This window comes from Micromonospora lupini (genome assembly GCF_026342015.1).
Lineage (GTDB): Bacteria > Actinomycetota > Actinomycetes > Mycobacteriales > Micromonosporaceae > Micromonospora > Micromonospora lupini_B.
In genome coordinates, this window is sequence record NZ_JAPENL010000003.1 from 354,564 (window position 1) to 374,305 (window position 19,742).

The window sequence follows — 19,742 nt, forward strand, 5'->3', positions numbered from 1 at the left end:
GCCCTCCCCGTTGCGTCGAGCTGCCCACGCTCGGCACCGCGAGTGGCCTGCGTTCCCGCAGGCCGTGATCGCCTCCGTCGTCCTGCCCAGGGGGAACCTGATGGCCAGACCCGATCTCCGTGCGATGGCCGTGGACATGCGCGCCCTCGGCCTGTCGGCGCCGCTCCGCGCGGCGTACGAGGCGTCCAAGCGCAGCGGATTCCACGCCGTCCTGTTCCGCGGCGAGACGCACAGGCATCACCCGGCCAGCCTGGTGCCACTGGGCAGTACGGCGCCGCTCGGCGACGAGGCACGGCAGCGCTGCCTCGACGACGCCGGCCGCGTCCTGCACGAAGGGCTGCGGGTCTTCGGTACCCGGGTGGCGACCGGCGTGTCGACGCCGTGGAGCACCGACCCGCTGACCGGGCGGCAGTGGCCGGCCGACGCGCCGTGGTGGCGCGTCGACATCCGTTCCGGGGCACGGCTGTCGGACGTGAAGCACACCTGGGAGGCGGCCCGCCACCGCGACCTGGTCGTGCTGGCCCGCGCGGCACGCCTCGACCCGGCCGGCCCCTGGCGGGACGGCCTCGGCGACCTGCTGCGGGCCTGGTGCGACCAGTCGCCACCCGAACGGGGGGTGAACTGGTACTCCAGCCTCGAACTGGCGCTGCGCGCGATCGCCTGGAACCAGATCCTGGCGCTGGCCGGCGAGCGGCTCCCCCGCGACGTGGTGACCGCCATGGAACGGCACCTGCTGGCCAGCGCACGGCACCTGCTTGTCGAGCTGCCGTACACGGTGAGCAGCATGCGCAACAACCACATGCTCGGTGACGCGCTCGGGCTGATCCTGCTGTCGCGCATGTTCCCCACCGCCGCACGAGCCCGCTGGTGGGCGCGTACCGGCGAGCGGATGTTCGCCACGCAGCAGCGCCGGCACTTCGGGCCGGACGGCCGCATGATCGAGGATTCGCTGTCGTACCACCGCTTCGTGCTGGAAATGCTCGTCGTGCGGTCGCTGCTCGGCGGCGCGCCGGCCGGCGTGCGCCGCGATCTGCGCGCGGCCAGCCTGCACCTCGCCCGGCTCGGCGTGTTCGACGGGGACGTCCCGCAGTACGGCGACTGGGACGAGGGCCGGATGCTCGCGTCCTCAGGCGACCCGCTCGACGTGGCCGGCTCCGCCGCGCTCGGGCTGGCGCTGTGCGGCGAACGGCTGCCGGCGCGGTGGTACGCCGACTTCGACGAGCTCGCCTGGTACGCGCCCGCGAGCGCCCGGGAGCGGGCCACCGCGGCGTCGTATCCGCCGGCCCGGCGCGGCGTCACGACCTCGGGAGGCACCGCGCTTGTCGAGCGGGGGCCGTGGCGGGTGTGGTTCAAGGTGGACGGCGGTCCCTCGCACGGCCACGCTGACCTGACCTCGGTCTGGGTCACGCACAACGGCCGCTGGCTGATCGCCGACCCGGGCACGGGCACCTACAACGGCCCGTTGGCGGTACGCAACGGGCTACGCACCTCCGCCGCCCACCCCGTGCGCCGCCCGGACGGGCAGGACCAGCTGATCCCGCACCGCGCGTTCCGCTGGCTCGCCACCGGTCGCGGTCACCTCGGACCGCCGCTCGTCCTGCCGGACCGCACCATCCTCTTCGGGTGGCACGACGCGTACGCGCGCGGCGAGCGCCAGGTGCGCGTCGGCCGCGCCGTCGTGGTGGCCGACGCGTACGTGGCGGTCGTCGAGTTCGCCGACCCGTCGGGGGCCGCCGGCTCCTGGTCGCTCACGATCCCCCTGCACCCCGACGTCGAGGTGGCGAACGACGTGCTCGTCACCGGCGACACCAAACTCCACCTCTTCGGCCTGGACGGGTACGAGGCGGTACGCGGACGGTCCACGCCGTTCGCCGGTTGGCACAGCCGGACGTACGGGCGCTGGGAGCCGGCGACGTGGATCACGACCGAGAGCCGGGCCGACACCATCGCCTGGGGGCTCGGGGCCGTACCCGGGCCACGGCCCGACGCGACAACCCTCGACGGCCTCCGCTACGAGGTGGCCTGGACCGACGTGGGCGCCACCCTGACCGTCACCCACCTCGCCTCCGGGGAAGTCCAGCACGTGGGAGCACCGCGATGACACGACGAAGCGTCCTCGTCCTCAACCACTTCGCCGTGCCCCCGGGCCATCCGGGCGGCACCCGGCACGTCGAGCTGTTCAGCCGCCTGCCCGGCTGGACGCACGTGATCATCGCGAGCCGCCGCAACATGATCACCGGCCGGCCGCAGCTCCCGGAGCCGGGATTCCACCCGGTCGCCGTGACGCCGTACCGGGGCAACGGCCTGGGCCGGGTGCTCAACTGGGCCAGCTACGGGCTCACGGCCACAGTGGCCGGCCTGCGGCAGCCCCGACCCGACGTGGTCTACGCGTCGTCGCCGCACCTGCTGGCCGGCCTGTCGGGCTGCGTCGTCGCGGCGCTGCGGCGTACGCCGTTCGTCCTGGAGGTCAGGGATCTGTGGCCACGGGTGCTCGTCGAGATGGGAACGCTGTCCGAGACGTCGACGGCGTACCTGGCGCTGGAGCGCCTGGAGCGCTTCCTGTACCGACGCGCCGACCGGGTGGTGATCCTGGCGGCGGGCGTGCGGGAGGCGATCGAGAGCAAGGGCGTGTCACCCGAGCGGATCGTGTTCATCCCCAACGCGGCCGACCCGGACGACTTCGTCCCCAGGGGTGACCGCGACGAGCTGCGGCGACGGTACGGGTTCACCCGCCGGACGGCTGTCTACGCGGGCGCGCACGGCCCGGCCAACGGGCTGGACCTGCTCCTGACGGCGGCGCGGGCGGTGCCGGAGATCGATGTCGTGCTCGTGGGGTCGGGCGTCGAGAAGGCACGTCTGCGGGCGGCGGCGCGCGACATCCCCACCGTGCGGTTCCTCGATCCGGTGCCGAAGACCGAGATCCCCGATCTCCTGCACGCGGCAGACGTCGGCGTACACGTCCTCGCCGACGTCGAGCTGTTCCGGGCCGGGGTCAGCCCCAACAAGGTGTTCGACTACATGGCCGCCGGTCTGCCGATCGTCACCAACAGCCCGGGAATCGTCGGCGACCTCGTGCTGGGCGCGGACGCCGGGTCGGTGACCCCGCCGGGGCACCTCGCCCACGGCCTCGCCCAGATGGTGCAGGCGAGCCCGGACGAGTTGGCGAAGATGGGCGCGGCCGGCCGGCGGTGGATACGGGACAACCAGTCGCGGACGGCGATGTCGGGCGCCCTCGGACGCCTGCTCGCCACGCTCGTCGACGACCCCGACGACGCGGGGCGCTGACCCTCCCGGGTCAGCGCCGGCCGCGCCGCGTCACGAGGTGATCCCGGCGTTCACGCCGCTGTCCACATCGACCTGTGTGGGCAGTCGCGCCGGGAGCTGCGAGATGCCGGCCAGGGCGGCTATCGCGGACAGCGCCGCCTCGGTCGTACCGATCGACGCCTCGAATCCCCGCTGGTGGGGCGCGTTCCCGGCGATCACCGCCCGCACGTGGGCGAGCTGCTCCTGGTGTCCCTTGCCGTCGGGCGCCCGCTTGACCTCCCGGCCGTCGATCTCCAGGCGTCGGAAGTCGTCGATGAGCACTGTGTGGCCACGGCCGAGGATCTCCAGCCGTTCCTTCGGCGTGCGCCGGTGCCCCCTGGTGGAGTAGGTGATCGTCGCCGTGGAGCCGTCCGGGTATCCGAGCAGGACACTCACGTCCTCCTCCAGGCCCGGTTCGCCGCGGCCGCTGCCGTACGCGTGCACGACCCGGGGCTGCTCGCCGACCAGCCACGACGCGAGGTCAATGAAGTGGCACACCTCGCCCCGGACGCGGCCGCCCTGGCGGCGGTCGTGGTACCAGTGCGCGGCGGGCAACTGCCCGGCGTTGACCCGGTAGGCGATGGTGATCGGCCCGGACCCGGCGGACAGGACCTTCCGGGTGTACGCCACCATCGGCGCGTGCCGCCTGTTGAACCCGACGAACAGGTGGCCCGGGTTGCGGTCGTACGCGGCCAGCACGTCGTCGAGCTCGTCCCGCGTCAGCGCGAGTGGCTTCTCCACGAAGACGTGCTTGCCGGCGTCGAGCGCCCGCACCGCCAGCTCGGCGTGGGAGTCGTGGCGGCTGAGGATGAACGCCACGTCGACGTCGTCGCGGGCGAGCAGGTCCTCGACCGTCGGCGCCACGACGGCGATGTCGTTGCGCTCCGCGGCGTGGCGTGCCGACAGCCCCTTGGCCGACGTGATGGCGGCGATATCGTCGCCCCAGCCGGCCGCCTTGAGGGCGGGCAGGAAGGTCGCCTTGGCGTACGTGCCGGCCCCGATCAGCCCCGCCCGGGGTGACGTCGACCGGTGGCGCGGCCGGATCGTGGCCGTGCGGGAGGCCGGCTGCGCGGGCGCCGAGTAGGTGAGATGCACCGCGAGCGAGCGCGGGTCCGACGCCAGCACTTCGTACGCCGACGTCGCGCGCTCCACGTCGAAGACGTGGGTCACCATGTCGTCGACCTCGACCCGACCACTTGCCACCAGGTCGAGGTAGGTCTCCACGTTGCGCCGCGCCGTCCAGCGCACGTGGCCGATCGGATAGTCGACGCCCCACTCCTCGTACGCGCGGTCGTAGCGGCCGGGACCGTAGCTGCGGGCGAAGCGGAGATCCAGCTCGCGCTCGTAGAAGCGTCGCCGGTCGAGGTCCAGGCCGACGTCACCGACCACGACCAGCCGGGCGCGGTCGCGGGCGATCTCCGCGCTGCGGGCGACAGGCTCCGACGAGGTGGTCGCCGCCGTGATCAGGACCGCGTCGACGCCTCGACCACGGGTGGCCTCCATGACCTGTTCCGTGGTCGCCGCACCTGCCTCGACAAGCCCGAGCGCGCCCGCGCCGCCGGCCAGCTCGGCGGTCCACGGGCGCAGGTCGATGCCGACGACTGTGAGCCCGGAGGCGAGTGCCAGGCGTACCGTCAGTTGCCCGACCAGGCCGAGGCCGACGACAGCGATCGAGCCGCCCACGCCCACCTCGGCCTGCCGCAGCCCCTGCAGGGCGATCGCCGCCACCGCGCCGAAGGCGGCCGCCTGGTCCGACACGGCGTCCGGGACGGGCACCGCGAGCAGGCCCGGCACCGCCTGGTACTCGGCGTGCCCCGCCGACGCCGTGGCCACCCGCATCCCTGGGCGCAACCCGTCGGTCGCCGCGCCCGCGGTGACGACGACGCCGGCCGCGCTGTAGCCCAGGGGCATGTCCTCGTCGAGCCGGCTGCGCACCGCGGCGAGTGTCGAGCGGACTCCCCCGGTACGCGCCCGGTTGACGACCTGGCGGACGAGATCCGGCCGGGCCCGGGCCTTGCGCAGCAGGCTCGCCGAGGCCAGCTCCCGCACGGCGCGCTCGGTGCCCGCGGAGAGCAGGGACCTGCGCGTGGCGACGAGCACCTCGGTCGCGCCGGGCTCCGGTTGCGGAACCTCCACGACTCGCAACTCGCCGCCGGACACGGATTGGACGATCTGCTTCACGCGGTCTGCCTGCCTTCGGAGATAAGAGCCAGTCGACACTGCACAGAGAGCAAAGGTATCAAATTGGATAACTTGTACCATTGGTACGACGCCGCTGATTCACGCCGAATTTACGAGGAGACCCATGCCAGCCGACGCCGTTCTGCACGTCGCGGGCGCACGCCCCAACTTCCCCAAGGCGGCGCCCGTGATCCGCGCGCTGGACCGACACGGCGTCCGGCAACGCCTGGTCCACACCGGACAGCACTACGACGACCGGATGTCCGAGGTCTTCTTCCGCCAACTGCGCCTCCCCGAGCCCGACCTCAACCTCGGGGTGGGCTCGGGCAGCCACGCGAGCCAGACCGCCGCCGTCATGACCGGCCTGGAAGAGCTGATGGTCGCCGACCGCCCGGCGCTCACAGTCGTGTACGGCGACGTCAACTCCGCGCTCGCCGCGGCCCTCGTCGCGGCGAAGCTGCGCATCCCCGTCGCCCACGTGGAGGCGGGCCTGCGCAGCTTCGACAGGTCCATGCCCGAAGAGATCAACCGGGTCGTCGTCGACCACGTGTCCGACCTGCTGTTCGCCACCAGCCCCGACGCCCTGGCACACCTGGAGACCGAGGGCATCGCGGCGGAGAAGGTCCACCTGGTCGGCAATCCGATGATCGACACGCTGCTCGCCAACCTCGACCGCTTCGACGTCGCCGGCATCCGTGCCGCGCTCGCCCTCCCCGAGCGCTACGTCGTCGCCACGCTGCATCGGCCGGGCAACGTCGACGACGCGGCGGACGCCGTCGGCCTGGTCAAGGCCATGCACAGCGTCGCCGACCACCTGCCCGTCGTCCTGCCGCTGCACCCGCGCGGCAGGCGTCACCTCGAGAACGCCGGTCTGCTCTCCCACCGCGCGATGCGGGTCATCGAGCCGCTGGGCTACCTCGAGTTCGTCAGCCTGGTCCGGGGCGCGGCTGTCGTCGTCACCGACTCCGGGGGCGTGCAGGAGGAGACGACGATGCTCGGCGTGCCCTGCCTGACGTTGCGGCCCAACACCGAACGCCCGATCACTATCACGCACGGCACCAACCGCCTCGTCACCCGCTCGACGCTCGCCGAGGCGGTGGCGAGCACGCTCGCGACGGGTCGGCTCGCCGTACGGGCCACGCCGCCGCTGTGGGACGGCGCGGCCGGCGAACGGATCGCGCGGATCATCGCGGCGACGCTGCGGTAGCCGACCTCGCCGAGTGGTCACGTGCGGCACCGGAACCGACACGGTCGGCTACCTATCGACCCATCTACCTATTGACATCAATCGAGCCAGACCGAAGGCTCGCGCCTACAGGTCCTTCACCCAAGGAGGCGCGATGAGACCGAGACGACTGGCGATCGCCGGCGTGGTCACCCTGCTCGGCGCCCTGGCGCTCGCCCCACCGGCGAGCGCGCGGCCACCGTCGGATCCGGGTGCCCGCGAGGGCCTGGAGGTGTACGTCGGCACTGTCGACGCGAAGCAGCGTGACCTGCTGCGCGAGGCCGGGGTGGACCTCGGTCACGATGCCACTGCGGATTCCACAGGTCGCACCACCGTCGAGACGGTCCTCACTCCCCGGCAGGCGAAGCGGCTGACCGACAGGGGCGTTCCTCTGAGCGTGAAAAAGGTCCGCGGCAAGGACGCGTCGCAGGCGCTGCGGGAGCAGGCCGCGGCGGGCTGGTCGGCGTTTCGTCCGTACAGCGAGCCGGGTGGCCTGCGCGACGAGATCAGCGCCACGGCGGCGCGGTTTCCCAAGCTGACCAAGCTGGAGACGATCGGCAGGACCCAGCAGGGCAAGCCGATCCTCGCGATCAAGGTGACCAGGGACGCGCGCAAGGTCCGCGACGGCCAACGACCCGCTGTGCTCTACGCCGGTGCCCAGCACGCCCGCGAGTGGATCACGCCGGAGATGACCCGCCGGCTGATGCACCACGTGCTCGACAGCTACGGCACGGACCGGGAGATCACCCGGCTGCTCGACACGACCGAGCTGTGGTTCCTGCCGGTGGCCAACCCGGACGGCTACGACCACACCTTCACCCCCGGCAACCGGTTGTGGCGCAAGAACCTGCGCGACAACGACGGCGACGGCCAGATCGGCTCCGGCGACGGTGTCGACCTCAACCGCAACTTCGCCTACAAGTGGGGGTACGACAACGAGGGCTCCTCGCCCGATGAGAACAGCGAGACCTACCGGGGCCCCGGCCCGGCCTCGGAGCCGGAGACGAAGGCGCTGGACGGGCTGCTGCGCCGGGTCGGCTTCGAGTTCTTCGTCAACTACCACTCCGCGGCCCAACTGCTGCTCTACGGCGTGGGCTGGCAGGTGAGCACACCGACACCTGACGACGTGATCTACCAGGCGATGGTCGGTGACGACGCCCACCCGGCCGTGCCCGGCTACGACCCGGACATCTCCGCCGAGCTCTACACCACCAACGGCGACACCGACAGCCACGCCACCGTCCGCTACGGCACGTTGGGCTTCACGCCGGAGATGTCGACCTGCCAGTCCGCCGCGGCCGTCGACCCGGACGACAGGTGGCGTCCGGAGGACTGCGTCAGCGAGTTCATCTTCCCCGACGACGAGACGCTCATCGCCGGCGAGGTGGGCAAGAACCTGCCGTTCGCGCTGGCCGTCGCCAGGTCCGCGGCCGACCCGGACGACCCGGTGTCGGTGGTGGGCCGCAGCACCCCGGACTTCGTGGTGGACGCCTTCGACACCTCGTACGGGCGCACCCAGCAGGTCGCCTCGATCACCCGCCGGGCCCTCAAGAACGTGCGGATGCACTACGTCGTCAACGGCGGCCGGCCGAAGACCGTCGGGGTCCGTGAGTGGCGCGGCGGCGAGCGGTACGGCGACACCAACGACGACTACTACGCCGAACTACGCGGCACGGTCACCGGCACGAAGCCCGGCGACCGGGTGGAGGTCTGGTTCACAGGCGTCAAGCAGCGCGCCAAGGTGGTGGCCAGCGAACACTTCACCTACCGGGTGCACACCGACATCGGCGGCGACGTGCTGGTCCTCGCCATGGAGGACGTCACCGGACTGAGCCCGACGCAGACCGGCACCACCGCGAAGTACGCCGACGAGGTCGCCGCGTCACTGACCGCCGCCGGACGCAGCAGCGACGTGTACGACTTCGACGCCATGCGACGCACGGCGCCGCACCCGCTCGGCGTGCTGTCGCACTACAAGACGGTGGTCTGGGAGACCGGCGACGACGTCATCCTGCGCTCTCCCGGCCAGGTGGCCGGCACCGCGGCCAGGGCGGCGCTGGACACCGAGCTGGCCGTGCGGGACTACCTCAACGAGGGCGGCAAGCTGCTCGTCAGCGGCCAGTACGCCCTCTACGCCCAGGGTGCCAACGGGTCGTACGTGTACCACCCGGACGCGCCGCCGGAGTGCGCAGACGGCGAGGATCCCAGCTGCCTACCGCTGCTCAACGACTTCCAGCAGTACTGGCTCGGCGCACACACCTACGTCAGCGACGGCGGCACCGACGCGGACGGCCCGTTCCCGGTCCTGGGCTCCGATGGGGTGTTCGTTGGCTTCGACGGCGCCCTGAACGCCCCCGGGTCGGCGGGCAACCAGGGCCACACCGCCTCGTTCCTGACCACGTCGAGCTTCCTGCCGGTCGACCAGTTCCCCCAGTTCGCCAGCTCCGCGCCTGTGGACTGGGTACGCCCGGGGGCGGCGCCGTTCGACCCGCGCACGGGTGACTGGTACCTGTGGAGCGGGCAGGCCGACGAGGCGTTCAAGCGCCTCACCCGCACCGTGGACCTCTCCGGCGCCACGAGCGGTGAACTGCGGTTCGCCGCCTCGTACGACGTCGAGGCGGACTGGGACTTCCTGATCGTCGAGGCACACGAGGTGGGCAGCGACGACTGGACGACCCTGCCCGACGCCAACGGACACACCGGCCGGGAGACCGGGGAGAGCTGCGAGTCGGGTTGGCAGACCCTGCACCCGTTCGTCGCGCACTACCAGGGCGCGGGCTGCTCGGCCACCGGCAGCACCGGCGAGTGGCACGCCGTCACCGGAGCGTCCGGAGGCTGGCAGGACTTCTCGATCGACCTGTCGGCGTACGCCGGCAAGCAGGTCGAGGTGTCGATCTCGTACGTCTCCGACTGGAGCACCCAGGGCCTGGGCGTCTTCCTGGACGACGCCCGGGTGCTCGTCGACGGGTCCACGGTCACCGAGACCTCGTTCGAGACCGAGGACCTCGGTGGTTGGACGGTGGCCGGTCCGCCCGCGGGTTCCGCTGGTAACGCCACCGACTGGTCGCGCAGCCAGCAGGCGTTCGAGGAGGGGTCGGTGGTGGTCACCGCCGACACCGTGTACCTGGGCTTCGGGCTTGAGGGCCTGCCGCCGGCGGCCCGCAACGACCTGGTCGCCCGCTCGCTGACCCACCTGAGCGGCCGGCCGCGCCGCTGACGGGGCGGAAGGTACGCCGGCGGTCCGTGGACGGCCGGCGTACCTTCCCCGGTACGCCGGACGCGTCCGACGCCTGTGTGGTGAGCTGTACGGGTGTCGGGGCTGGGACTGGTACTGCACCCCACCCGGGATGTCACCGAGGTGGTCGGGATCATCGAACGGTGGGCGACGCGCCACCACAAGTCGCTCATGGTGCGCGCGGAGGACAAGCACCGCGTGCCGGCCAGCGTCGAGCCCGTGCCGGAGAAGGAGGTGGCCGTCCGCGCCGACGCCTTGATCAGCATCGGCGGTGACGGCACCATGCTGGGGGCGCTGCGCTCCGCCATCCTCGATCCGAAGCCGGTGCTCGGCGTGCACCTGGGCCGACTCGGTTTCCTCGTCGAGATCGAGCCGCCGGCGCTGCCCGAGGCGCTGAGCCGGCTGCTGTCGAAGGACTTCACCATCGAGTCACACGCCTGTCTGGCCTGCGACGTGTGCGGCGACGACGTGGTGGCGTTCAACGACATCGCCCTGGTCCGGCGACCCGGTTCGGGCTTCGTCACCGCCACCCTGGCCGTCGACGGCCAGCAGTACGGCTACTACCGCGCCGACGCCGTGGTGGTGAGCACGCCTATCGGTTCCACCGCGTACAGCTATGCGGCCGGCGGCCCGCTGATCTCCCCGGCGGCGGACGCGGTGGTCATCACGCCGTCGGCGCCGATGGCCGGTATCTCCCGGTCGGTGGTGCTCTCCGGGGACGAGAAGATCCGGCTGGAGTTGGAGCCCCAATCGTCGGCTGTCGTGGTGGAGATGGACGGGCTGGTGTTCCGGGACGCGGCGGACGAGGGCGCGGTGGACATCAGCTACCGGCGCAACGCCGGGCTGGTGGTCCGCTTCGACCCGCTGCGCTACCAGGAACGCAACCAGCTCAAGATGAGCCTGCTCGACCTGCCCTTCCTCCCCGAACAGCTCAAGGCGCTACTCCCGAAGGAACTCCAGAGCCACAACGAACGAGAAATCCCCCCACGCTGCTAGCCGCCACCCACCCGGCTCCGGCTCCGGCTCCGGCTCCGGCTCCGGCTCCACCCCGGCTCGGTGATCAAGAGGTTTGCGTCACGACACGCCGGGCGGGCTGACGCAAACCTCTTGATCACCGCGTCATGCCTGGGTCAGGGCCTGGTCCACCAGGGACTTGGCTTCTTCCTGGATCTTCTTGAGGTGGTCGGGGCCCTGGAAGGACTCGGCGTAGATCTTGTAGACGTCTTCCGTGCCCGAGGGCCTTGCGGCGAACCAGCCGGACTCGGTGCTCACCTTGAGGCCGCCGATCGGGGCGTTGTTGCCGGGGGCGGTGGTCAGGGTCGCGGTGATCGCCTCGCCGGCCAGCTCGGTGGCGGTGACCTGGTCCGGGGAGAGCTTGGCGAGCACCGCCTTCTGCTCCCGGGTGGCCGGGGCGTCGATCCGGGCGTACGAGGGCGCACCGAACCGCTCGGCCAGCTCCGCCCAGTGCTCGCTCGGGCTGCGCCCGGTGGTGGCCAGGATCTCGGAGGCGAGCAGGCAGAGCAGGATGCCGTCCTTGTCGGTGGTCCAGGTGGAGCCGTCGCGGCGCAGGAACGACGCCCCGGCGCTCTCCTCGCCGCCGAAGCCGACCGCCCCGTCGAGCAGGCCGGGGACGAACCACTTGAAGCCGACCGGCACCTCCAGCAGCGGCCGGCCCAGGTCGGCGGCGACCCGGTCGATCATCGAGGAGGAGACCAGGGTCTTGCCCACCGCGGCGGCCGGACCCCAGTTGGCGCGGGTGCGGAACAGGTGCCCGATCGCCACCGCCAGGTAGTGGTTGGGGTTCATGAGACCGGCGTCCGGGGTGACGATGCCGTGCCGGTCGGCGTCGGCGTCGTTGCCTGTGGAGATCTGGTAGTCGGCGCGGGCGGCGATCAGGGACGCCATCGCGTTTGGCGACGAGCAGTCCATCCGGATCTTGCCGTCGCCGTCGAGCGTCATGAACCGCCAGGTCGGGTCGACAGTCGGGTTGACAACTGTCAGGTCCAGCCGGTGCCGCTCGGCGATCTCCCCCCAGTACGCCACGCTGGCCCCGCCGAGCGGGTCGGCGCCGATCCGGATGCCGGCGTCGCGGATGGCGTCGATGTCGATCGCCGCCGGCAGGTCGTCGACATAGTGCGCGAGGAAGTCGTACTCCCCGGTGGTGTCGGCGGCGCGAGCACGCGCGTAGGTGATCCGGCGGACCTCCTTGAGCCCGGCGGCGAGGATCGTGTTGGCCCGGTCCTGGATCCACCGGGTGACGTCGGTGTCGGCGGGCCCGCCGTTCGTGGGGTTGTACTTGAAGCCGCCGTCGTCGGGCGGGTTGTGCGACGGGGTGATGACGATGCCGTCGGCGAGCCCGCTGGTGCGGCCCCGGTTGTGGGTGAGGATGGCGTGCGACAGCGCCGGGGTGGGGGTGTAGCCGTCGCGGCTGTCGACGAGCACGGTGACCCCGTTGGCGGCGAGCACCTCCAACGCGTCCACGGCGGCCGGCGCGGAGAGCGCGTGCGTGTCCCGGGCCAGGAACAGCGGGCCGTCGAGGCCCTGCTCCCGCCGGTAGTCGCAGAGCGCCTGGGTGACCGCGAGGATGTGGTCGGAGTTGAACGCGTTGCGCAGGCTGGAACCCCGGTGGCCGGAGGTGCCGAAGGACACCTGCTGCGCCGGGTCCGCGGGGTCCGGATGCTCGGCGTAGTAGGCGGTCACCAGGCGCGGCACGTCGACCAGGTCGGCGGGCTCGGCGGACTGGCCGGCACGGGGATGGGTCACGGGGTTCTACCTCCTCGATAGTGCGACGGTCACGGCTCGACCCGCTGGCCCTTGCCGATCACCACGATGCCGTTGTCGGAGACGGTGTAGCGCTGCCGGTCCTTCTCCAGGTCGACCCCGATCTCGGCGCCCTCGGGGACGAACACGTTCTTGTCCAGGATGGCCCGGCGGACCACCGCGTGCCTGCCGATCTCGACACCCTCCATCAGCACCGAGCCCTCGACGTGCGCCCACGAGTGCACCCGCACCTTCGGCGACACGATCGAGTTCTCCACCAGCGAGCCGGAGATCACCACACCCGGGGAGACCATCGAGCCGACCGCGCGGCCGACCCGCTCACCCCACTGGTGGACGAACTTCGCCGGCGGCCACGGCGGCTGCTCGGTGTAGATCGGCCACTCGAAGTTGTAGAGGTTGAAGACGGGGTGCACGTTGATCAGATCCATGTGCGCGTCGTAGAACGAGTCGAGCGTCCCCACGTCGCGCCAGTAGCCGCGGTCGCGGTCGTTGCTGCCCGGCACCTCGTTGTCGCGGAAGTCGTAGACGTTCGCCTCGCCCCGCTCGACGAGCATCGGGATGATGCTGCCGCCCATGTCGTGCTTGCTGGACTTGTCCGCCGCGTCACGCTCGACCGCCTCGCAGAGAGCGCGGGTGGTGAAGACGTAGTTGCCCATCGAGGCGTAGATCTCGTCCGGCGCGTCCGGCAGGCCGACCGCGTCGGTGGGCTTCTCGCGGAACGCACGGATCTTCCGGCCGTCCTCGCCGACCTCGATGACACCGAACTGGTCGGCCATCGAGAGCGGTTGACGGATGCCGGCGACTGTCACCGCCGCGCCGGAGGCGATGTGGTCCTCCACCATCTGCCGCGGGTCCATCCGGTAGATGTGGTCGGCGCCGAAGACGATCACGTAGTCGGGCTGCTCGTCGTTGATGAGGTTGAAGCTCTGGTAGATGGCGTCGGCCGAGCCGGCGAACCACCACGGGCCGCGACGCTGCTGCGCGGGCACCGGGGTGACGTAGTTGCCGAGCAGCGTGGACATCCGCCAGGTCTTGGTGATGTGCCGGTCGAGGGAGTGGGACTTGTACTGGGTCAACACGACGATCTTGAGATAGCCGGCGTTGGCCAGGTTGGAGAGGACGAAGTCGACCATGCGGTACATCCCGCCGAACGGGACGGCCGGCTTGGCCCGGTCCGTGGTGAGTGGCATCAGGCGCTTGCCCTCCCCACCCGCCAGGACGATCGCGAGCACCTTGGCAGCCATGCCCCGACGCTATCCACCCGCGTCGGACTTCACCACTCGTACGGGGAGTCTTCTGCACTAGGGTGCGGGGTCATGACGGAACCCACCCCGCTGCGCGTCGATCTGCTCACCCGCGAGTACCCACCGGAGGTCTACGGCGGCGCGGGCGTGCACGTCGAGTACCTGGCCCGGGAGTTGCGCCACCTCACCGACGTCCGCGTGCACTGCTTCGGCCTGCCGCGCACCGAGCCGGGCGTCACGGCGTACGCCGATCCGCCCGGCCTGACCGGCGCGAACGCCGCGCTGCGGACGATGGGTGTGGACCTGGAGATGGCCGCCGGCACCGCCGGCGCCGACGTGGTGCACAGCCACACGTGGTACGCGAACCTGGCCGGGCACACAGCGAAGCTGCTGCACGGCGTGCCGCACGTGCTGACCGCGCACAGCCTGGAGCCGCTGCGGCCGTGGAAGGCCGAGCAGCTCGGCGGCGGTTACACGCTCTCCTCGTGGATCGAGCGCACCGCCATGGAGGCGGCCGACGCGGTGATCGCGGTCAGTGGGGGAATGCGCAGCGACGTGCTCACCGCCTACCCGCAGATCGACCCGGACCGGGTCCACGTGGTCTACAACGGCATCGACACCGCGCAGTACGCGCCGGATCAGGGCACCGACGTGCTCGACCGGCTCGGCATCGACCCCGTGCTGCCAAGCGTGGTGTACGTGGGAAGGATCACTCGGCAGAAGGGCCTGCCGTACCTGTTGCGGGCCGCCCGCGAGCTGCCGGCGGACACCCAGCTCGTGCTGCTCGCCGGGGCGCCGGACACCCCGGAGATCGCCGCCGAGGTTCAGGGGCTGGTCGCCGAGCTGCGGGCCAACCGCTCCGGCGTGGTCTGGGTGGCCGAGATGCTGCCCAAGCCCGAGGTGATCCAGGTGCTCACCCACGCGACAGTCTTCGTCTGCCCCTCCGTGTACGAGCCGATGGGCATCGTCAACCTGGAGGCGATGGCCTGCGAGACGGCTGTGGTGGCCACCGCCACCGGTGGCATCCCCGAGGTGGTGGCGGACGGCGAGACCGGCCTGCTGGTCCCCATCGAGCAGGCCACCAACGGCTCCGGCACCCCGCTGGCCCCGGAACGCTTCGTGGCCGACCTGGCGGCGGCGGTAAACACGCTGCTCGCCGACCCGGCGCGCACCGAGCGGTTCGGACTGGCCGGCCGTCGGCGCGCGGTCGAGCACTTCTCCTGGGACGCGGTCGCCCGCCAGACCCTGGAGGTCTACCGCTCGGTCGCCGCGGGCTGAGGGGAGACGGGCTCATGCGGTACGACGAACTCGAAGCGGCAATCCTTGCGCTCATCGTCGCGGCCGGTGAGGACGAGCTGCGCGCCTTCGGCCGCGAGACCGTTACCCGGCTGGTCCGCGCGGACCTGCTCGACACGGCCGGGGACGACGAGCTGACCGAGGACGGCTGGGCGGCGCTGACAAGCGCGCGGGAGAACGTCCGGACGGCCGACGGGGCCAAGCTGCGCGCCCTGCTGACGCGTGTCGACGAGGGCATCCGCGCGGACGACGACCTGGACCAGGGGCTCCTGACCGTCATCACCGCGCTGGAGCACTGGACCACCTACCTGGAGGAGGACCAGCGCGGGGAACTCTACGAACTCGCCATCCGCTCCGTCGAGGAGGTCGACTTCCAGGTCTCGGCCGACCTCGACGACGTCCTCGCCACCGCGGAGATGGCCGGCGAGTACGCGCGAATCAGAGGCCTGCTCACCGCTTAGCTCTCGCCTTTCCCGTCAGCCCTCAGACCGCCGTACCCGTCAGCCCTCAGGTCGCCGTACCCGTCCGCCCTCGGACCGCCGTTCCCGTCCGCCCTCAGACCGCCGTTCCCGTCAGCCCTCAGACCGCCGTACCCGTCAGCCCTCAGACCGCCGTACCCGTCAGCCCTCAGACCGCCGCTCCCGTCAGCCTCAGACCGCTGTTCCCGGAGGGGACTTGAACAGCGACGTCGCCTCGGCGGAGTAACCGCCATCCCCGTTGCGGAGCGCGCTGGCCGCGATGCGGATGAGGTCGATGTTGACCCCGGCAGCACCGCTGGGGTCGTGCACCGTCAGCTTCAGGTCGAGGCTCACCGCCGTCTCGCCCCAACCCTGCGCCTCGATGTTGAGGTGGGCCACCTTCTGCGAGCGCAGGTGCGGCAGGTAACCGAGCGGAGCCATCTCGACCCTCCCGGCGGCGGGCCGGTCGGCGGCGGGCCGGTCGCTGGCGGGCCGGTCGGCGGCGGGCCGGTCGGCGGCGGGCCGGTCGGCGGCGGGCCGGTCGGCGGGGTGGCCGTCCGTCAGGGCGTTGAGCTTGGACTGCTTCTTGGTGTTGGGGTTGTCGACCAGGTTGCGGAAGTCCTCGGTGCCGCCCAGATTGACCTGGTAGGAGCTGACCAGCGTGAGGCCCCGCTCGGCAAGCAGGCGCAGCAACGCGTTGTGCACGACCGAGGTGCCGAACTGGCTGGCCAGGTCATCACCGAGCAGCGGCAGACCGGCCGCCTCGAATCCGCTCAACACGTGTGGATCGCGCGCGACCGGGTCGGCGGTGGTGTTGATGAAGGCGACACCCGCGGCGCGCGCGGCCTGGGCGTACGCCCGGGCGGTCTCCGGCCGGCCACTCGGCGCCGAGTAGAGCAACACCTCGGCCCCGGCCAGCGCCGCCACCACCCGCTCCACCTCGGTCGCGTCGACGAGGCCCTTGGTGACAGGCACACCTGCCCTGGCTAGGTCGCAGTCCAGCCGCGGAAAATTGTTGGGCGGCAGAAAGATGGCCTCGGTCAGGTCCCGGCCGATCTTCTCCTCGGACGTGGCGAAAGCGGCCACGATGTCGATGTCGCCGACCCCGAGCCCGCCGATCATCGGCCTGCGGATGCCGACCAGACTGCCGCTCTGGCGGTAGAGCGCAAGACCCTGCACCAGTGCCGACGTGTTGTTGCCGACTCCGACAACGGCGACTCTCACCCGTTCGATCATGGCGGGAGGCTACGCCACCCCGCGCCCTCGACCTAGATCAACACGGGTTCCAGGAAACCGCGGTATCCGAGCCGCGTCGATACAGCGGTTTCCTGGAACCCGTGTTGATCACGCCGAAAGGCGTGGCCACTCACGCGCACCCGGTGGTCCGCGTGAGCCGCTCCAGCCGCACCAGTGACGGCGCCGGTGCCGGTGCTGCTCACACTGCGAGGCGCGAGGCGCGAGGCGCGAGGCGCGAGGCGCGAGGCGCGAGGCGCGAGGCGCGAGGCGCGAGGCGCGAGGCGCGAGGCGCGAGGCGCGAGGCGCGAGAAAGTGTCGTACACCTGTTCTAGTCTTTGGTGGTGATCGATGCGTTGGAGCAGGCGGAGGCCGCAGTGGCGGCCTGCTTCGACGCGGCCTCCTGGGCCGCCAGCGAGCACGATCTCGTCACGGCGCTGGATGCCACGCACCGCCTGGAGCAGCGGCTGGCGGCGGTCAAACTGACCCTCGTGCGCGAGCTGGACGGTCGCGGCACCGCGACGGCGCAGGGCGCGTCCTCGACGGCGGTGTGGCTGCGGGACCGGTTGCGGCTCGGGGTCGGCGCCGCTCGCCGTCTGGTCGAGCTGGCCGCGGCGCTCGACAGCGCGCCGGGTGGCGTGCGGGACGCGTTGGCCGGTGGGGCGGTCGACGTGGAGCAGGTCCGCGTCATCGCCGACACCGTCCAGACCGTGCACTCGGCCGCCGGGGCAGGGGCCGCCGACAAGGCCGTCGGCGTCCTCGTCGAGTGGGCGGCGCGGTTCGACGCCTCGCTGTTGCGCCGGCTCGGCACCCGCATCCTGGACCACGTCGCCCCGGAGGTCGCCGACGCGGCCGCCGAGGCGGCGCTGCGGGCGCAGGAGTCGCGGGCCGCCCGCGACCGGCACGTCACCGTCAGCGAGCAGCCTGATGGTCGGCTGCGCCTCGCCGGCATCCTCGACGCCGAGGCCGCCGCCCTGCTGCGCGCCGCCATCGACCCGCTGACGGCGCCCACCGGTCCCGACGACACTCGCACCCCGGGTCAGCGTCGCCACGACGCCGTCGCGGATGTGTGCCGGCTCGCCCTGCGCACCGGTGACCTGCCCGCGAACGGCGGCGAGGTCGCCCAGGTCGTCGTCACCACCAGCTACGACGGGTTGGCGCGGCAGTTGGGCGCCGGCGCTCTCGACATCGGCCCACACCTCACCTCCGATGTCGTACGTCGCCTCGCCTGCGACGCAGGCATCCTGCCGGCCGTGCTCAGCGGCGCCGGTCAGGTTCTCGACGTCGGCCGGCAACGCCGCCTCGTCACCGGGTCGCTCCGACGCGCCCTGGTCCTGCGCGACCGTGGCTGCGCGTTCCCCGGCTGCGACCGCCCACCGCGCTGGTGCGACGCCCACCACATCCGGCACTGGGCCGACGGCGGCCCGACCTGCCTGGCCAACTCGGTGCTGCTCTGCGGCCACCACCACCGCCACGTCCACCAGGGCGACTGGGCGGTCCGGCTCGGCGGCGACGGCCATCCCGAGTTCGTCCCACCTGCCTGGCTCGACCCCGAGCAGGTCCCCCGCCGCAACGAGTACCACAGACGTAGATAGGCAACGGCCCAACCAGCCGACCACCACGCGCCCGTGCTGACACCGCCGCCGCGGGGCGAGCGCTAGCGCGCCCAAGGCCAGGCAATACCGACCGGGCCAACGCCCATCCAGGCCACTGCCCTCAGCCGCTGCCCTCAGATCGACGCCCTCAAACCGACGCCCTCAGGCCAACGCGGACCAGGAGAGGCGCGTCAGGCCAACGCGGACCGGTCAGGCGCGTCAGGCCAACGCGGGCCAGGAGAGGCGCGTCAGGCCAACGCGGGCCAGGCCAACGCAGGCCAAGTGACACGGGCCGCGCCGACACACACCAGGTCAGGCGCGTCAGGCCAACGCGGGCCAGGCCAACGCAGGCCAAGTGACACGGGCCGCGCCGACACACACCAGGTCAGGCGCGTCAGGCCAACGCAGGCCAGGCCAACGCAGGCCAAGTGACACGGGCCGCGCCGACACACACCAGGTCAGGCGCGTCAGGCCAACGCGGGCCAGGCCAACGCAGGCCAGGCGACACGGGCCGCGCCGACACACACCAGGTCAGGCGCGTCAGGCCAACGCAGGCCAGGCCAACGCAGGCCAGGCCAACGCAGGCCAGGCCAACGCGGGGCCAAGTGGCACGGGCCGAGCCGACACCGGCCGCGCCGACACCGGCCGAGCCGACGCGGGTCCGCTATGGCGTTCGAGCCGACACCCGTCCGGTGAGGCGTTCGGACGGACGCGGGTCAGGTGAGGCGGAGGGTTGCGGCGAGTTGGGTTAGTTCGGGGGGCGCGTCGGTGGACCGCCACACGACGGCGACCAGCCTTCGCATCGCGGGCCGGTCGTGCACCTCGCTGTGGGCGGTGCGTTCCGCGACGAGCAGCGTCCGGCCGGCCCGGAGCATGTCGCCGGCCAGGGCGTACACGCGCGTCACGTCGAGGAGGTACGCCGCCCGGTGCTCGGGCGGCAGCGTGCCGGAACCGCCCGTCCGAGCGCGTTCGCCGCACCCGCACCGGCACCGGCACCCGCACCCGCACCCGCACCCGCACCAGCGAAGATCCACACGACTTCCAGGAAGTCGCTGCATCCCGGCCGCACTGATACCGCCGTTTCAGCGAAAGCGTGTTGATCTAGGCGGTGGCGGCCCGACGGCTACTGGGCGCGCGGCGGGTGTGATGTGGTCGTCGGGACGGGGCGCCTGGTGTGCTTGGCCGCGCGCG

General features: G+C 71.9%; 14 protein-coding genes. 9 read left to right on the top strand and 5 right to left on the bottom strand.

Translation table 11 applies throughout. The features are described 5' to 3' along the window. The first annotated feature begins 100 nt into the window (after positions 1–100). Positions 101–2,101: a heparinase II/III domain-containing protein gene (locus OOJ91_RS29740; protein WP_266250154.1), complete on the top strand. Its 2,001-nt coding sequence runs from the start codon at positions 101–103 to the stop codon at positions 2,099–2,101. Then, a complete protein-coding gene (locus OOJ91_RS29745; protein ID WP_266250155.1) occupies positions 2,098–3,285 on the top strand; it encodes a glycosyltransferase family 4 protein in 1,188 nt (395 codons plus the stop codon). The genes OOJ91_RS29740 and OOJ91_RS29745 overlap by 4 nt, the downstream gene beginning before the upstream one ends. A 30-nt stretch (positions 3,286–3,315) precedes the next feature. On the opposite strand, the gene OOJ91_RS29750 is transcribed toward OOJ91_RS29745, so the two are convergent. Next, positions 3,316–5,484 (bottom strand): Gfo/Idh/MocA family oxidoreductase, encoded by a 2,169-nt coding sequence (locus OOJ91_RS29750; protein ID WP_266250156.1) that lies wholly within the window; start codon positions 5,482–5,484, stop codon positions 3,316–3,318. A gap of 124 nt (positions 5,485–5,608) precedes the next feature. Here OOJ91_RS29750 and wecB point away from each other — a divergent pair, with 124 nt between their 5' ends. The 3 genes from wecB to OOJ91_RS29765 all read left to right on the top strand — a co-directional run bounded on the left by wecB (position 5,609) and on the right by OOJ91_RS29765 (position 10,940). Then, positions 5,609–6,691 (top strand): non-hydrolyzing UDP-N-acetylglucosamine 2-epimerase, encoded by a 1,083-nt coding sequence (gene wecB / locus OOJ91_RS29755; protein WP_266250157.1) that lies wholly within the window; start codon positions 5,609–5,611, stop codon positions 6,689–6,691. Positions 6,692–6,824: 133 nt separating this feature from the next. Further along, a complete protein-coding gene (locus OOJ91_RS29760) occupies positions 6,825–9,926 on the top strand; it encodes a M14 family metallopeptidase (RefSeq protein ID WP_266250158.1) in 3,102 nt (1,033 codons plus the stop codon). Between the two features lie 102 nt (positions 9,927–10,028). Continuing rightward, positions 10,029–10,940: an NAD(+)/NADH kinase gene (locus OOJ91_RS29765; protein ID WP_439117156.1), complete on the top strand. Its 912-nt coding sequence runs from the start codon at positions 10,029–10,031 to the stop codon at positions 10,938–10,940. Positions 10,941–11,063: 123 nt separating this feature from the next. Here OOJ91_RS29765 and pgm read toward each other — a convergent pair whose 3' ends face one another. Both pgm and glgC read right to left on the bottom strand, forming a co-directional pair. Beyond that, positions 11,064–12,707 carry a phosphoglucomutase (alpha-D-glucose-1,6-bisphosphate-dependent) gene (gene pgm, locus OOJ91_RS29770; RefSeq protein ID WP_266250160.1) on the bottom strand — a complete coding sequence of 548 codons (1,644 nt, stop codon included), beginning with the start codon at positions 12,705–12,707 and terminating at the stop codon, positions 11,064–11,066. A gap of 29 nt (positions 12,708–12,736) precedes the next feature. After that, a complete protein-coding gene (gene glgC / locus OOJ91_RS29775; protein ID WP_007457878.1) occupies positions 12,737–13,969 on the bottom strand; it encodes a glucose-1-phosphate adenylyltransferase in 1,233 nt (410 codons plus the stop codon). Between the two features lie 72 nt (positions 13,970–14,041). On the opposite strand from glgC, the gene glgA reads away from it, so the two are divergent. Both glgA and OOJ91_RS29785 read left to right on the top strand, forming a co-directional pair. Next, the gene (glgA, locus tag OOJ91_RS29780; RefSeq protein WP_266250161.1) at positions 14,042–15,247 is read left to right on the top strand and encodes a glycogen synthase; all 1,206 of its coding nucleotides are present in this window, start codon (positions 14,042–14,044) and stop codon (positions 15,245–15,247) included. 14 nt (positions 15,248–15,261) lie between these two features. Further along, positions 15,262–15,726, top strand: a complete 465-nt coding sequence (locus OOJ91_RS29785; protein ID WP_266250162.1) for a hypothetical protein — start codon at positions 15,262–15,264, stop codon at positions 15,724–15,726. 189 nt (positions 15,727–15,915) lie between these two features. Here OOJ91_RS29785 and OOJ91_RS29790 read toward each other — a convergent pair whose 3' ends face one another. Continuing rightward, positions 15,916–16,959 (bottom strand): inositol-3-phosphate synthase, encoded by a 1,044-nt coding sequence (locus OOJ91_RS29790; protein ID WP_266250163.1) that lies wholly within the window; start codon positions 16,957–16,959, stop codon positions 15,916–15,918. Between the two features lie 338 nt (positions 16,960–17,297). Here OOJ91_RS29790 and OOJ91_RS29795 point away from each other — a divergent pair, with 338 nt between their 5' ends. Both OOJ91_RS29795 and OOJ91_RS34500 read left to right on the top strand, forming a co-directional pair. Further along, positions 17,298–18,551, top strand: a complete 1,254-nt coding sequence (locus tag OOJ91_RS29795; RefSeq protein WP_439117139.1) for a DUF222 domain-containing protein — start codon at positions 17,298–17,300, stop codon at positions 18,549–18,551. 355 nt (positions 18,552–18,906) lie between these two features. Next, positions 18,907–19,275 (top strand): hypothetical protein, encoded by a 369-nt coding sequence (locus OOJ91_RS34500; protein ID WP_353962112.1) that lies wholly within the window; start codon positions 18,907–18,909, stop codon positions 19,273–19,275. On the opposite strand, the gene OOJ91_RS29800 is transcribed toward OOJ91_RS34500, so the two are convergent. After that, positions 19,268–19,456 carry a hypothetical protein gene (locus OOJ91_RS29800; protein WP_266250165.1) on the bottom strand — a complete coding sequence of 63 codons (189 nt, stop codon included), beginning with the start codon at positions 19,454–19,456 and terminating at the stop codon, positions 19,268–19,270. The two genes, OOJ91_RS34500 and OOJ91_RS29800, sit on opposite strands and share 8 nt — an antisense overlap. Positions 19,457–19,742: the final 286 nt, after the last annotated feature.